Below are 13,802 nucleotides of genomic sequence, written 5' to 3'. Positions count from 1 at the left end.
CCGATTTTGGGGGGATTAACATTGGAAGATTCAGTATTAAAATTCTATGATGAACTTGCAGAAGATTATCATCTAATATTTGTTGATTGGCATTTAGCAATTGTTCGGCAAAGTGAAATTCTATATAAAATTATCCAATCGAAGTTAAACTTATCTTCGATGCAGCAGGTTTCCTTATTAGATTGTTCGTGTGGCATTGGTACACAAGCAATTGGTTTGGCGAATTATGGATTTCATGTAACCGCTACTGACATTAGTGCTGTATCTGTAAAGAGAGCTCAAAAAGAAGCAGCTCATTATGGGGTGAAAATAAACTTTGGAGTAGCAGATTTTCGCGAGCTCAATACGAATGTATCAGGGTTATTTGATATTGTGCTGTCGGCGGATAATGCAATACCGCATTTAATAACAGATAAAGATTTGCATAAAGCTTGTCAAAATATGTATGAAAAGCTTCATCATAATGGTTTCCTTTTAGTTACGATAAGAGATTACGATGCGATGGTTATAGAGAAAATAATCACGACAAAACCAAATATATTGGACGAAGGAAAGAGAATGACTTTTCAAGTCTATGATTGGGCAGAAGATGGAAAAACGTATACAGTAAATCAATTTATTATGAGAGAAATTAACGGTGAATGGAAAACAAAACATAATAGTACTCGATACAGGGCATTGTTAAGGGAAGAAATTAACAAAGTACTACGTATGATTGGCTTCGTCAATATTGAATGGCATTTCCCTGAAAATACAGGTTATTATCAACCGATTTTGACTGCTCGTAAAGTGTAAAATGCAGTTCCATTTGCAAGCACACTAACATAAACTTTTATACTAAATATGAAACTTTTTGAATTTTGAAACGTATATTTTTAAAATACTGGTTTTCAGGAGGAAAAAATGTATAAATTTAGTGCGTTATTTCTTGTGTCCATCTTCTTATTAACAGCTTGTACACAAGATGAGGTTGTCCCAAAAGAACAAGAAATTGAGGATGAACAGATTGTAGTGACACCTGATGGGAGAGTAACCTTTGAGATTATTAATAACATGAAGGTCCCACAAGAAAAAGTGGAAAAAATTAAAGAGGAACTTCTAACTGCCTATGATGTAATACAAAATTCGATTCAAACTTCCTATGTTCCTTCTGACAAAATCAACGTTTATCTCAATGAAGGAGATCTTACTTCTTTGGGCTTGGCATCCAGAATCGAGCTATATGGCGTGAAGGAAGACAGATACCCACTAATACATGAATTAACACATTCCTTACTGGGCTATGGGAAAGATTTTGATACAAGCAGTGGGTATTTTACACAAGAGGGCTTTGCTAGTTATTTGGAAGAAAAGTACGGGGAAAATAAAACATATCCCCATAAACTTGTAAAATATTTTATGGATGCAAACAAATTAATTCCTATTAGTAAATTGATAGATTCTAATCTGGATGAATCCTATTTTCGCCCTGTCCTTATAACTGAAAAAGATTTTACTCTTCGATTGATGAGCTATACACATGCTTCATCTTTTGTAACATATTTAGTAGACACTTACGGGTTAGAAAAGTTTGAACAGATTTACAATGAAAAGGATTTGTCAAAAAAAGTAGCGGATGTATATGGAAAAAATATGAGTGAATTAGAAAATGAATGGATTGCTTTTCTTAAAAAGGATTCAAATAATTTAACATATGAAGAGAAAATGGACATGGGGTATTTTTTTGCTATCTCTTCAGTTATAGATACGATTGATTCGAAATTTTTTTCAAAGGAATAAAATGATGCGTGTTGCAGATGATTGTTCTTTATTCCCTTTAGTCTGAATAAATAATTTGCATTTTAATTTGCAATCATTTATTCTATCATAATACTTAATTTTGGAAATAAGGTGATGGACGTAAACAGTTTAGACAGGGCAAATAGAAAAAAAGTAAGGGCATTAAAAATTTTAGATGAGTTACAATTAATGCAAAGATGGCGTACGATAGGAAATTGTTTTGTAGTGGGTGCAACCGCTTATGATTTAATCGTATCGCCTGATATTGATATGGAGACATTTAGTGATGAATTAAATCCAGAAAAAGTAATGATGGCGTTGGCACCATTAGTAGACAATCAAAATGTAGTGGAACTAAAATATAAAAATTATATGGATTCAGATTATCAAGGCCATTATTTTAAAATCATTTATTTAGCTAATCAAGAAGAGTGGAATATCGATATGTGGCTTTTTTCAAATGGACGTCAAGGAGCTCTCTCCAAAGATTTGGTGCCTTTTATGAAAAAAGCGTTAACAGCAACTTCGAGAAAAGCTATTCTTGATATTAAAGAAGCTTTACTAGAAATTAATTTAAGTTATTCATCAATATTTATATATCAGGCTGTAATAGAATGTGGGATTCGACATGTGAATGAATTTTTAGAATGGACGAAAAACCATGATACAAATTTGCTTATTCAATGGAAGCCTGATAGCCAGTAGGTCTAAAAAAACGGGGGCACTTCTCTAGTTATTAAGACTTAATTTCGACATATTTTGTCAGAGTTTCTTCGTTTTAGAACATCTTTTTATAGTAATATGAAGGAAAAAAGATGAGGAGATTGGAAATGCCTGATTTAGTACTTGCCCTTTTTTTATTGAACCTTTCTTTATTTCTTTTACATGAAATGGATGCGATTAGGTGCTCGGAGTGGCGGATGTTTGTCATACTAAAGGATATGGAAGATGAGAAAGCTTACAAAGTATTCACATTGATTCATATTGTTCTTTACATAATTATATTTTTATTATTATTTAGTCAATATCAAACGATCCTTTTTTGGACTTTAGATTTATTTTTTATTGTTCATTCCATTCTGCATTTATTTTTTGAGCGACATCCTCGAAATAACTTTAAAAATGCATTTTCAAGAGCAATTATACATTTATTAGGCATTCTTTCAGTAGGACATTTATTATTTTTAATTAAGATTTAAAGCAAAGCCATATCTTTTGTGATATGGCGTTTTTTATTGAAGAAAATAGCCCATAATTTGGAACAATACACGTATAATTTAGTAAAATTAGAGATCAATAGATATTTGAATTATTCAAATATTAAAGGGAGGATGGGGAATAGGATGGTATTGCTTAAATACGAAATAGAAGAGAAAGATCTTATTATGCTGAAAGAAGTTTATCAATCCGTTGGGTGGCATAAACATAATGAACGGATAATCGAGAAGGTTTTTAATGCAAGTACTCATGTTGTGATTGCATTGGTCGATTGCAAAATTGTAGGTTTTGTTAGAGCGCTTTCAGATGGAGTATTTAATGCAGCTATTTATGATGTAGTTGTCCATAAAAAGTTTCAAGGCCAAGGAATTGCACGGATGCTTTTGGAAGATATGATGAAGCAGTTAGAAAATGTTTCATGTATTCAGTTAATTGCAACAACTGGTAATGTTCCTTTTTACGAAAAAATGGGATTTAAAAAATTGAAGACAGGTATGGGGATTTATAAAAATCAGCAACTAGCCCAAGAATATTTAGAGTAAATTTAGTAATGGATGGATCAATAATCATTAAAAAACCAGAATAGATGCTACAATATGTAGATTAATTCTGGTTTTTTTTAAATAATCCAATTAATTTTATATACAAATTGTTCCTGTTTTTATACCCGTCGGTCCATTAAATCCAGGGATTGTATCAACTACGGTATTTGTTGCGATATTAATAACAGACACTGTATTATCTAGTTGATTTGTGACATATGCAAACGTTCCATTTGGAAGGATGGTTATTTGGTCAGGGGATAGACCTACAGGGATTGTTGCAATAACTAGATTTGTAGACGTATCAATGACAGATACTGTATTACTACCTTTATTTACAATGTAAACGAATGTTCCATCAGGTGTAATGGCTGTTCCAACAGGACCATTTCCAACAGGAATGGTAGCAATGACTGTATTGGTATTTGTGTTAATAACGGACACCGTATTACTAGCTTCATTTGTGACATAAGCAAATTGTCCATTCGGTGTAATAACAATGGATCTTGGGCGAACTCCAACAGGTATTGTAGCTACAACTGTATTGGTTGCCGTATTAATAACCGATACTGCATTTGAATTTTCATCGGCAACATAGGCGAACGCACCATTGGGTGTAAAAGCTATCCCTTGTGGTGCAAGACCTACCGGAATAGTTGCAGTTACCGTATTCGTAGTTGTATTTATGACAGACACCGTATTAGACCCTTGGTTAGAAACATAAGCCAATGTTCCATTCGGTGAAATGGCTACACCTAGGGGATTCACTCCTACTGGAATGGTGGCCACTACCATATTCGTTGCCGTACTAAAAACTGTTACGTTATTCGAGAAGTATGCAGGGACATAACCGAATTCACCATTTGGTGTAATCGCTACTTCTAAAGGAGCAGTTCCTACTGGAATGGAAGCGACGATAGTATTCGTTGCTGTATTTATTACTGATACTCTATTGTCTGGCGTTGCTAATTGACCGGCATCTGTAACATATACTAGAAAGTTGCAAATTGGTGGGAAAGGTAAAAATGGTGGTTTACAATCACACTTACAACAAAAACAGCAACAATGGCAACGACAATTCGGATTTGATTTGAGCTTGAACTTTCTAAGGTTTTTAAGTTTTTTTTCCACGATAGTCCTCCTTTCTTTCATATATTGCTACTATATGTACACGTAACCATCTTCCTTGTATGTTTTCCTCCATCTAAAAAGACACGCTTTCATATTAAGTACTTTTATTCAAATAATGTTTTAACTTTCGTGAACATTTTTGATGTCGCTTTACGCAAATAAAATTTAAGTCTTAAATGAATCATATTTTTTCAGACGTTAGCATAGTGAAATAAAGGGGGATAAATATGGGAAATGTGAATATTTATGAAATCATTGGCTTTTCGATTGATCCTATTTATGAGGCAGTAACAAAACTTATGGTTGATGAAGAAATCGTTATTGGCAAATATACCATTCGTAAAACACCAAAATTTTATGAAATTGAAAATATAAATTTGCATGAGTGTTTTAAAGAAAAAGAGCATTGTTATCAATTTTTATGCAACTTGCTCATTACAAAATAATGAAGTTACGGCAGCCATCATAGATGTATGATGATGTACTAAAAACCAAATGTTGTATAATTTTAATTATATTATTAAATAGTGAAGGGGGATTATTATTGAATATCGAGTTCATAAACAGCAAAATTTCAGAACACTTATTGAGTGGTACATTTGAAGTAAGTTTGTTTTTAATTGAAAAGATTAAGACACAGTCTATGTTAGACTATTTTTCATTTAAACCATCAATAAGCCATTCTTTACAAAAAGAGATAATCAATATTATCCAGCCAACTATTGATAAGCTTGTTGGAAAAGAGCAGCTAGAATTTAATGAAAATGGACGACCTAATGGCGTAGTTGAGTATTGTAAGTCATCCTATATAGGAATAACTTATGATCATTTATTAAAAAGTTTACAGGAACCGGGTGAATCATTGAATGAAGATGTGCAAAAAGATTTATACTGTATAAAAATTGAAATAGAAGCAGGAAAGTATGCTTATTTCTTAAATCGCATTCCACAATTCAAGAAGTTTTCAAAAGGTCTTTGGGGAATCATTGCGGATTCTACTTTTAGAAAAGTCTCAGATTCATTTATTGGCATTGAACCAGGGTTTGACCTACTTATTTATGACAACGAAATACTAGTAGTAAATAATGTTTCAGTGCAACGAATTTTCGATTTGAAAACAAAGTATGTGCACAATACGAATTCGGTCTTATGTGCTTTTGAAGAAACGAATAAATTAGAAGGCTTTGAACAATTTAAAAATGATAGCATTGAAGATGGTAATATAGTTAAGCGAGTTTCGCGATTAATGACAAAGCCTGAGAGAATGACGAGGTTCGTTGAGAACTTTGATAAAATAGAAGAAATTATTAAGGAATTTGACTTAAATATTGAATTAAACGAGGAAAAGACAAAAATAAAATATACAGATAAAAAACAATTGAATGATATCGTCAAGTTACTAAATGATGCCTATTATAAAACTGTTCTTACGGGTGAAAGAGGCAGAGATGATTTAAGGTAATTTATCAAGAAAGGGTGGAGGACAAATGACAAATCTTTTTAAATTGTTTCTGTTTATATCGTCATACTCTCCATTGTATCTCATAGTTGCTCTGTCCATATTCCCTTATGAAAATATTGATGTGCAGTCATTTGTTGAAGATCAAGTAACGCTTACCGTTACTATTATTTTGGTCGTATTATTTTTCCTTTCCTTTTTACCGATTTGGTATATGAAAAAATGTGAATTAAACAGCACGATTATTAGTGAGCGCGTAGCAAGAAAAAATGAAGAGATTTTAAGTTACTTAGTGACATATATCGTACCTTTATTGGCCATCAATGTTAAAGAAATAAGTACTTTAATTACAAACGGGATTTTGTTTATAATAATTGGCTATTTATATATTAAGTCCAATTTAATCCATGTGAATATAACGTTCTTATTATTTGGATGGAATATTTACGAGGATGAGCTTGGTCGCGTAATTATTTCAAAAAACAATCCAGATTATTTTATTAGAATGAACATTGCTAACAACCCTATCCGTGTTAGAAAACTGGCTAGTAATATTTATTTGCATAGGTCTTAGAGAAAGTAGCAAACCATTGTGAAAAGAAAGTCGCCATTTGACAATGGGCAGGACTTAAAAGACTGTCCATAGACAGCTAGATTACTTAGTGGGCAAGGATACTCCTTATATTACAAACAAAAAAGCCTATACCAAAAAAAGATATAGGCCAAATTCAAAAATTAATCTGTTTTTAGGAGAGAATAAATATTAATATCTATAAAATTCCCTTTTGAATTTTCGTATTGTCTTAACTTTCCTTCGAATGTAAAATGAAGCTTTTGTAACACTTTTATAGAATTTACATTTGCAGGTTCTACCTTTGCTTCAATTCTATTGATTTTTAAAGTTTCGAAAGCATATTCAATAAGTGCCTTTATACTTTCAGGAGCATACCCCATGCCCCAATAGGCTTTCGCGATATCATAACCAATTTCTACTTTTGCATTATCTAAGTCTATTGAATTGAATCCACATGTTCCTATTATTTCGTTGGAGTTCCTTTCAATCATGCTAAACCGTATGGCTTCACCAGCATGAGCTAATTCTTCTAGAAGTTCAATCATCTCTGTTGCTTGCGTTTCATGCGTAAAGGTAGTGATATTCATGTATTTCGTTACATCTGGATCAGACCAAAGTTTAAACAAGCGAGGTGAGTCTGATACAGCCATTCTTCTTAAATGTAATCTTTGAGTGTGTAGTTCTTTTATCAATGCTTATACCTCCAATATTTTTAATCAGTTAGATAAAAAATATTGCCATCTGCGCATAGTTCAGTCCCTTCAAGGTTTTTATTCTATTTATTTCGCTTTTACTTTTGTTTTTCTAAGTAGCAAGGATGCCATTAATAAAAAAACAGCGATCCAAACGGAAAAGAGAAAATTTTCAAGCAAAGCCCAATGATCATTTTTGAAATAATCCCAAATGGATGAAAGTAAAAAAACGGTCATAATGAAAGTAATATATAAATACTTTCCGAATCTTGTCAATTGAAACACCCCGTTATGCATCAGTGCAACTTTAAAAAGCCAACACGTTTGCAGGCTCTACAACCGTAAAAGAGAGGCAATGTAAACTTTTGTGGCTTTCTAACCTTGATGGCAGCTACTTCACCACAATCTTTACAAAAGTTAAAAATGTATGGCGAACCAACAGAAAAAACGGAACCAATAGGCAACATTACCTTGACTTGTTTCACTACTAACTTGACCGCTTACAAAGGAATCACCACCACAAGCTGTACAAACTCCATAAATGCGCCTCTTTATGTAATATATGTTAACTATACTATAAAATTGATGATAGCGTCTAATCTCTACAGCGCATCATAAATATTGATTAGTTTTTTATATTTCCCACTCGCTGCGTAAAATCCCCATTTTAATAGCATCATAGAATTTTTCGTCAACAATCCGTGCATCTCTAATTCTTGCTTCTAATTGCATTCCTAATTTCTCTGCTACTCGTATCATTCTTTCATTACCAGACCAAGTAGACATCCCTAATCGATGTAGTGGGGTTTTTTCAAAAAGATAGTCAATCCATAAGCGATAAGCTTCTGAACCATAACCACCATTCCAATAAGCTGTATTATATGTGACAATCCCTGTTTCAAGCCAGTTAGTGTTTTTATCCACCCAATAAGCACCGACAACACCAATAAATTGTTCGTCTACTGCTATGATTAATGTACTTGGGACACCTTCAAAGATTTCTTCATCATTAGCCCATTCCTTTAAAAACGCAGCTTTAGACATATGTTTTTCGGGGATATATGGACCGTTCCATTTTTTAGCTTCTTGTTTTTCATCAATATACTTCCAATAATAGATATTTTCAATATCGGAAGGAGTAGCTGTTCGTAATGTAACTTTATTTCCTTGTATATGTATCATTGTATCTCTCCTTATTATAACAAAAATACTATAATATAATAATATAACCAAATATATTCTTATTGTATAGTTTGTCGAAAGAGTAGATTGTAGGACAAGCATATAGCGTACAAATGGATAAATAATAGTCAGCATTTTTCATTCCAACTTTTATGGCAGGGAGGACATGTTGCCTTACAAAGGAAAGACATATAGGAAGGAGCATTAGCTATGAATTTTGAAGAAGATATCCATCTACATGTTGGATTTTATGATGCTAATGGTGAATTTGAAGGTATTTTTTTAAAACAAAAAAGTGGCGAGACATGGTGCTTATTTTTCCATAATGAATTTTATAATGTATCTCTAAAAAAAACGTATGCTTTATTTGATCAAGATTTTGGGTATATGGTGAGAGAATACAATATTTGTAATTTAACTTTTGAGCAAGCGAATGAATTATTCAAAGAATTTTTATTAGAAGAGGAATTAATCGTTATAAGGGAGGGGGACAATACCTTTCATCTGAATGAAGTAAAAGTCCAAGATCATTAGGTTTCAGCTAACCACTGTTAAAAATACCTCGAGAGTAGAACAATCGAGATATTTTGTCGACAAACTGTGCGTAGCTTTATCTTCTTAATAAGATATACGGTAAATAATGCCTTTAGTAGTCGAGTTACATGATAGATAGACTGAAACCTACTGTCTATTTTCATATCAGGGGAGAGAAGGAGGCAAAGCCCTAATCTAGTTTTGATAGTGTTTATCTAAAAAAAACTAGTAAATTAACTCCAAATTATGTATATTTATTAAGAGGAGGAATTAATTGTGAAAAAGATATTAGTATTACCATTATTATTGTTATTTGGAATTATTTTTGCGGGATGTAGTGCGGATTCAGAAAAGGAGAGTGGAGACAAAAAGGAGGTTGCTGCAGATACAACTGAAAAGACTTCTGTGAGCAAACCACTTAAGGTCGATAAAGAGCTATTAAATGTTGAGGTAACGATACCGGCTGATTTTTTTGAAGGTGAAGATATAGATACAGTGATTGCTGATGCCAAAGACGAAGGTATTCAAGAAGTAATTAAGAACGATGATGGTTCTTTAACGTTTAGAATGTCTGAATCACAGCAAAAAGAAATCTTGAAGGATATGGAAGAAGAGATTATCGACTTCGTAGAAGAGATTGAAACAGATGAACAGTTAGCTTCTATTAAGGATATAAGTTACAATAGTACATATTCTGAGTTTACAATTTTAGTTAACCCAGAAGAATTAGAAAGCACCCTAGACATCGACGCTGATGTTGATCTTGTTCTGATGGGTATTTTCTATCAATTGTTTAATGGAGTAGATCCAGCGAAAAATAAAGTAACCGTTACTTATAAAAATGAATCAAATGGTGAAGTAATTGATACAATCGTATATCCAGATGATTTAAATGAGCAAAATTAATTTTAAAATTTCAAGGAGTAAAAGCACTTAAAAAAGTGCTTTTTATTTTGCACTAAAAGGAATTTGAGGCATATCATAGGTCTATACGCAACTATGATTTAATCAGACTTAGGAGTCCATCGCTGTTGTAATAGTTAATCCAAAAGAAAATAATTGTTAATACTGTAATAATTCCATCATTCCATCGGAAGCTAAACAAGTTAAAAAGGTTTGCTAAAATGGTGTTTACAAATCTATTGCTGTTACAAATGATGACAATTTCTTTAAAAAAGCTGTTGTGTCGTCATATGATACTGATAGAGATGAATGCTATTGCTTTTTATATTTTTTACTAGTCCATGCCCAATTTAAGAAAGCAAAAATAAGGACGGTCCATAGAGAAAAGAAAAAGTTACTAAGCAAGTTCCAATTACCGTATTTAAAATAATCACGAATCAATAAAATTAAAAACAGTGATAAAAAGTAGAGGAGATAGATATATTTCCTGATAAATGCCATATTTTTAACCTCATTATGTATTTTATATAAATTGTAGCACAAAAAACGTAGACGTTTGCTTCAACACAAAGCGGAATAGATAATCAAGCATTATCATTAAAGAAGCATAACAATGGTGAAATTTATGTTAAAGAATTTCGTGGAAAATCTATACATTGCGCTTATAAAAGGTGGTGCTTTAGTACAATATAGATTCCCTTATTATGTAAATATGATACAGATAGAAGCGGGAGTCTTTAGTTAAGGTAGTCATTTTTAGTAGGAGGGGCTAACATGTGGTGGAAACTTAACAAAATAACTGAGGATGAAAAGCAAATTGTATACCGATATAGTCGTGAGAGCGACAAGTTGGATGGTGAAATTGCTTTTGATCGAAATACCAAAACATTTCATTGCATTAATTATGCCTATGGAGATACTCAAAGAGAAGTAGAATGGTTCTACCCACATCTCTGGAGGACAATAAGTAAAGAGAATGCTCCTGACGAGCACTTTATAGCGATTGGTTAAAAGCATTACTTATCTTAGAATTATATAATGTTAAATTTAGAAGGTTGGACATTTATAGTTATCTCCATAGTATCTTTTTGCAAAAAGAAGTAATTTAAAGAGGAGTGAAAGGATATGCTGAAAATTCTACCAATTGTTTTTGGAATCATCGTAATCGCGCTTTCAACTTATGGACTTGTCACACGTGATTATCAGTTTAATTTCTTAACGATATTCTTCTTAAGTTTATCCATGTTAACTTTAGGCATTAATGCATATCAAAGCGAGAGAAAAGCTTACGGCTGGTTCTTAATAGGTATATTTTTATTTTTAGTATATGTATCAATTCAAAGTTTTATATTTAGGTAAATATAGGCGTTATTTATAAATTGACTGTAATCGGACACACAATTGAAAATAAGCAATAAAAGACATGCCTTATTGGTACGTCTTTTTTTGTGTAGTGAAAATGTATAAAAAATCAAATACTTACAATTGTGCAGAGCTAATACTACGCATTGAATTTACTTACTTCATAAATGCCTATATTATTTTGAGCTAATGAACGTACAATTTCAGGTATCGCTTGAACAGGAATCGTTAACAATAGTACAACTTGATTATTATCATTTTTGAACTCATAATCTACCAGTTGATGTGTTTTTTGTGTTATATGAATTACTTGATTTTGAATACTTTCTATCTCTAATCCACCTAAATTAAACTTTACTTTAATAAGATGATCACTATAGTCTTTTCTATCAATCATCGAGAAACCTCTTTTCCAGTTTGGCTTTATAAAATTAGGACGTGTTGTAAATAGAAAGGTTACAATCAGTAAACAAATTAATAAGGCAATGTGTAATTATTAAACAAAATGATGGATAAATGAAAATAGAGAGAGTAAAACATCCCTCTAAAATTCCCAATATAGCATTACTTATTTCTTTCAAGTACTTCGATACGTTTTTCTAATTTCTTGACCTTCATGTCATTAAGAAGGGCAATAACTGTCGCTGCTATAGCGAAGGTAAAAACTACAAATGTAATACCAAGCATTAGTTTGCCTCCTAATTTTTGTTAATCTAATTGTAGCACAATATAACCTACTGGGTTAGGCGTTGCAGTTTTAATATTATTGAGATTATTGAAGTTACTTCACCAAATACACACAGTAAAAATTGGTGGAGCTTCTATTAAGAAAATTCATGTGAATAATATAAAAAAACTGCTGCGTCGTCACATGTAAAAGCAAATTAGAGAGATTTTCAATGAAAAGAAGTTGAATATAGTGAAGCGCTCCTTTGCTGCATATCAAATGATTAATTGAAAAGATTTACATAATATTAATATCTAATTAAAAAACGCATGGTAGTTTGATTAGGGGAAAGAAGAAATTTCTAGTATGAGAGGAGAAAAAATCATGGAAAAAAACACTGAAGTTTTAAGAACAGAGGGGGATATTAATTTAACAAAAACACGGTCGATCTGGCAAGAAAATCATTTGAGTAAAGAATCGTTTGAGTTTATAAACGATGACGCTAAGTATTATTTACATCAGTCTCTTTCTACTCCTTGTTTAAATATAATTGAAAAAAGCTATGGCATTTACATAGAGGATATAGATGGAAGAAAGTATATGGATTTTCACGGAAATAATGTTCATCAAATAGGATATGGGAATGAGTATGTTATTCGCGCCGTAAAAGAACAGTTGGATACACTTCCATTCTCACCAAGACGTTATACAAATAAAGTTGCAATCCAGTTAGCGAAAAAATTAGTTGCTATTGCACCAGAACCTTTAAATAAAGTACTTTTGGCACCTGGAGGAACTTCAGCTGTTGGTATGGCTTTAAAGCTTGTTCGAAAGGCAACAGGTAAATTTAAAACGATATCAATGTGGGATTCGTTTCACGGTGCCTCTTTAGACGCGATTTCAGTTGGAGGAGAAGCGCTTTTCCGTAACGGTATGGGCCCTTTAATGCCAGGAACTCTACATATAGCGCCTTACAATTCATATCGCGGTTTGTTTGAGGATGACAATGGTAGGTTTAAATCACTTGACTATCTAGAGTATATCCTAGAAAGAGAAAATGAAATCGGTGCAATTATTTTAGAGCCTGTTCGTTGTACAGACGTACATATCCCACCAAAAGAGTACTATCAACGTTTACGCAATATTTGTGATCGGAATAATATATTAATGATTTTTGATGAAATTCCAACTGCTTTAGGACGAACAGGAAAAATGTTCACTTTTGAAAACTTTGGAGTTATTCCAGATATTGTTTTAATTGGAAAAGGATTGGGTGGAGGTGTGTTTCCAATGGCGGCGATGCTCGTAAAAGGAGAACTGGATGTTGCCCAAGATATTGCACTTGGTCATTACACGCATGAAAAAAGTTCGCTAGGCTGTGCAGCAGCCTTGGCTACTCTTCATTATATTGAGGATTTTAAATTAATAGAAAAGGCTAATCAATTAGGAGAGTATATGAGAATACGGCTTAAAAAGATGCAAGAGCAGTATGAAATTATTGGTGATGTACGAGGAATCGGTCTTTTATATGGCGTAGAACTAGTATTGGACCGCCATTCGAAAGAAAAAGCTATAGTCGAAGCAGAACAAGTAATGTATAAATGTATGGAAAAGGGATTAAGTTTTAAAGTATCACAAGGAAATGTGCTTACGCTCACGCCACCACTGATTATTAAGGAACAAGAATTAGAGCTGGCAATGGATATTTTAGAACAATCTATCCAAGAGGTTTTAGCGAAGTAATATAGATTTATGAAAA

General features: G+C 32.5%; 18 protein-coding genes. 13 read left to right on the top strand and 5 right to left on the bottom strand.

Annotation, left to right across the window (positions count from 1 at the left end; translation table 11 throughout):
- Nucleotides 1-21 precede the first annotated feature (21 nt).
- From MKY08_RS12110 to MKY08_RS12090, 5 genes are all read left to right on the top strand, one after another.
- Entirely contained in the window at nucleotides 22-795 is a 774-nt protein-coding gene (locus MKY08_RS12110; protein WP_069512238.1) for a class I SAM-dependent methyltransferase, read from the top strand.
- Between the two features lie 108 nt (nucleotides 796-903).
- The gene (locus tag MKY08_RS12105; protein WP_069512240.1) at nucleotides 904-1,779 is read left to right on the top strand and encodes a hypothetical protein; all 876 of its coding nucleotides are present in this window, start codon (nucleotides 904-906) and stop codon (nucleotides 1,777-1,779) included.
- A gap of 114 nt (nucleotides 1,780-1,893) precedes the next feature.
- Nucleotides 1,894-2,484: a hypothetical protein gene (locus MKY08_RS12100; RefSeq protein WP_069512242.1), complete on the top strand. Its 591-nt coding sequence runs from the start codon at nucleotides 1,894-1,896 to the stop codon at nucleotides 2,482-2,484.
- A gap of 125 nt (nucleotides 2,485-2,609) precedes the next feature.
- Nucleotides 2,610-2,978, top strand: coding sequence for a DUF6713 family protein (locus MKY08_RS12095; RefSeq protein WP_069512244.1), 369 nt, complete (start codon nucleotides 2,610-2,612; stop codon nucleotides 2,976-2,978).
- Between the two features lie 144 nt (nucleotides 2,979-3,122).
- The gene (locus tag MKY08_RS12090) at nucleotides 3,123-3,539 is read left to right on the top strand and encodes a GNAT family N-acetyltransferase (protein ID WP_069512246.1); all 417 of its coding nucleotides are present in this window, start codon (nucleotides 3,123-3,125) and stop codon (nucleotides 3,537-3,539) included.
- Nucleotides 3,540-3,635: 96 nt separating this feature from the next.
- Here MKY08_RS12090 and MKY08_RS12085 read toward each other — a convergent pair whose 3' ends face one another.
- The gene (locus MKY08_RS12085) at nucleotides 3,636-4,670 is read right to left on the bottom strand and encodes a beta-propeller fold lactonase family protein (protein WP_219818986.1); all 1,035 of its coding nucleotides are present in this window, start codon (nucleotides 4,668-4,670) and stop codon (nucleotides 3,636-3,638) included.
- A 227-nt stretch (nucleotides 4,671-4,897) separates the two neighbouring features.
- Here MKY08_RS12085 and MKY08_RS12080 point away from each other — a divergent pair, with 227 nt between their 5' ends.
- The 3 genes from MKY08_RS12080 to MKY08_RS12070 all read left to right on the top strand — a co-directional run bounded on the left by MKY08_RS12080 (nucleotide 4,898) and on the right by MKY08_RS12070 (nucleotide 6,703).
- Nucleotides 4,898-5,116 carry a hypothetical protein gene (locus tag MKY08_RS12080; protein WP_069512249.1) on the top strand — a complete coding sequence of 73 codons (219 nt, stop codon included), beginning with the start codon at nucleotides 4,898-4,900 and terminating at the stop codon, nucleotides 5,114-5,116.
- A gap of 98 nt (nucleotides 5,117-5,214) precedes the next feature.
- The gene (locus MKY08_RS12075; RefSeq protein ID WP_069512251.1) at nucleotides 5,215-6,132 is read left to right on the top strand and encodes a DUF4868 domain-containing protein; all 918 of its coding nucleotides are present in this window, start codon (nucleotides 5,215-5,217) and stop codon (nucleotides 6,130-6,132) included.
- Nucleotides 6,133-6,157: 25 nt separating this feature from the next.
- The gene (locus MKY08_RS12070) at nucleotides 6,158-6,703 is read left to right on the top strand and encodes a hypothetical protein (protein ID WP_069512253.1); all 546 of its coding nucleotides are present in this window, start codon (nucleotides 6,158-6,160) and stop codon (nucleotides 6,701-6,703) included.
- Nucleotides 6,704-6,864: 161 nt separating this feature from the next.
- Here the strand turns inward: MKY08_RS12070 and MKY08_RS12065 are convergent, their stop codons facing one another.
- Nucleotides 6,865-7,395: a GNAT family protein gene (locus MKY08_RS12065; RefSeq protein ID WP_069512255.1), complete on the bottom strand. Its 531-nt coding sequence runs from the start codon at nucleotides 7,393-7,395 to the stop codon at nucleotides 6,865-6,867.
- A gap of 633 nt (nucleotides 7,396-8,028) precedes the next feature.
- Nucleotides 8,029-8,577: a GNAT family protein gene (locus MKY08_RS12060; RefSeq protein WP_069512259.1), complete on the bottom strand. Its 549-nt coding sequence runs from the start codon at nucleotides 8,575-8,577 to the stop codon at nucleotides 8,029-8,031.
- A 210-nt stretch (nucleotides 8,578-8,787) separates the two neighbouring features.
- On the opposite strand from MKY08_RS12060, the gene MKY08_RS12055 reads away from it, so the two are divergent.
- The 4 genes from MKY08_RS12055 (at nucleotide 8,788) to MKY08_RS12040 (ending at nucleotide 11,373) form a co-directional block, all read left to right on the top strand.
- Nucleotides 8,788-9,111, top strand: a complete 324-nt coding sequence (locus MKY08_RS12055; RefSeq protein WP_069512261.1) for a DUF3986 family protein — start codon at nucleotides 8,788-8,790, stop codon at nucleotides 9,109-9,111.
- A gap of 276 nt (nucleotides 9,112-9,387) precedes the next feature.
- Entirely contained in the window at nucleotides 9,388-10,017 is a 630-nt protein-coding gene (locus tag MKY08_RS12050) for a hypothetical protein (RefSeq protein WP_069512263.1), read from the top strand.
- Between the two features lie 771 nt (nucleotides 10,018-10,788).
- Nucleotides 10,789-11,025, top strand: a complete 237-nt coding sequence (locus MKY08_RS12045; protein WP_069512268.1) for a hypothetical protein — start codon at nucleotides 10,789-10,791, stop codon at nucleotides 11,023-11,025.
- Nucleotides 11,026-11,139: 114 nt separating this feature from the next.
- Nucleotides 11,140-11,373: a DUF3953 domain-containing protein gene (locus MKY08_RS12040; RefSeq protein ID WP_069512270.1), complete on the top strand. Its 234-nt coding sequence runs from the start codon at nucleotides 11,140-11,142 to the stop codon at nucleotides 11,371-11,373.
- A gap of 142 nt (nucleotides 11,374-11,515) precedes the next feature.
- Here MKY08_RS12040 and MKY08_RS12035 read toward each other — a convergent pair whose 3' ends face one another.
- Complete coding sequence (locus tag MKY08_RS12035; protein ID WP_069512271.1) at nucleotides 11,516-11,773, bottom strand: hypothetical protein; 258 nt, start codon at nucleotides 11,771-11,773, stop codon at nucleotides 11,516-11,518.
- Between the two features lie 167 nt (nucleotides 11,774-11,940).
- Complete coding sequence (locus MKY08_RS12030) at nucleotides 11,941-12,063, bottom strand: hypothetical protein (RefSeq protein WP_256093183.1); 123 nt, start codon at nucleotides 12,061-12,063, stop codon at nucleotides 11,941-11,943.
- Between the two features lie 364 nt (nucleotides 12,064-12,427).
- Here MKY08_RS12030 and MKY08_RS12025 point away from each other — a divergent pair, with 364 nt between their 5' ends.
- Nucleotides 12,428-13,786, top strand: coding sequence for an aspartate aminotransferase family protein (locus MKY08_RS12025; protein ID WP_069512273.1), 1,359 nt, complete (start codon nucleotides 12,428-12,430; stop codon nucleotides 13,784-13,786).
- Nucleotides 13,787-13,802: the final 16 nt, after the last annotated feature.

The organism is Lysinibacillus sp. FSL M8-0337, assembly GCF_038593855.1.
Taxonomy (GTDB): domain Bacteria; phylum Bacillota; class Bacilli; order Bacillales_A; family Planococcaceae; genus Lysinibacillus; species Lysinibacillus sphaericus_D.
This window is presented reverse-complemented; position numbering and strand designations above follow the sequence as displayed.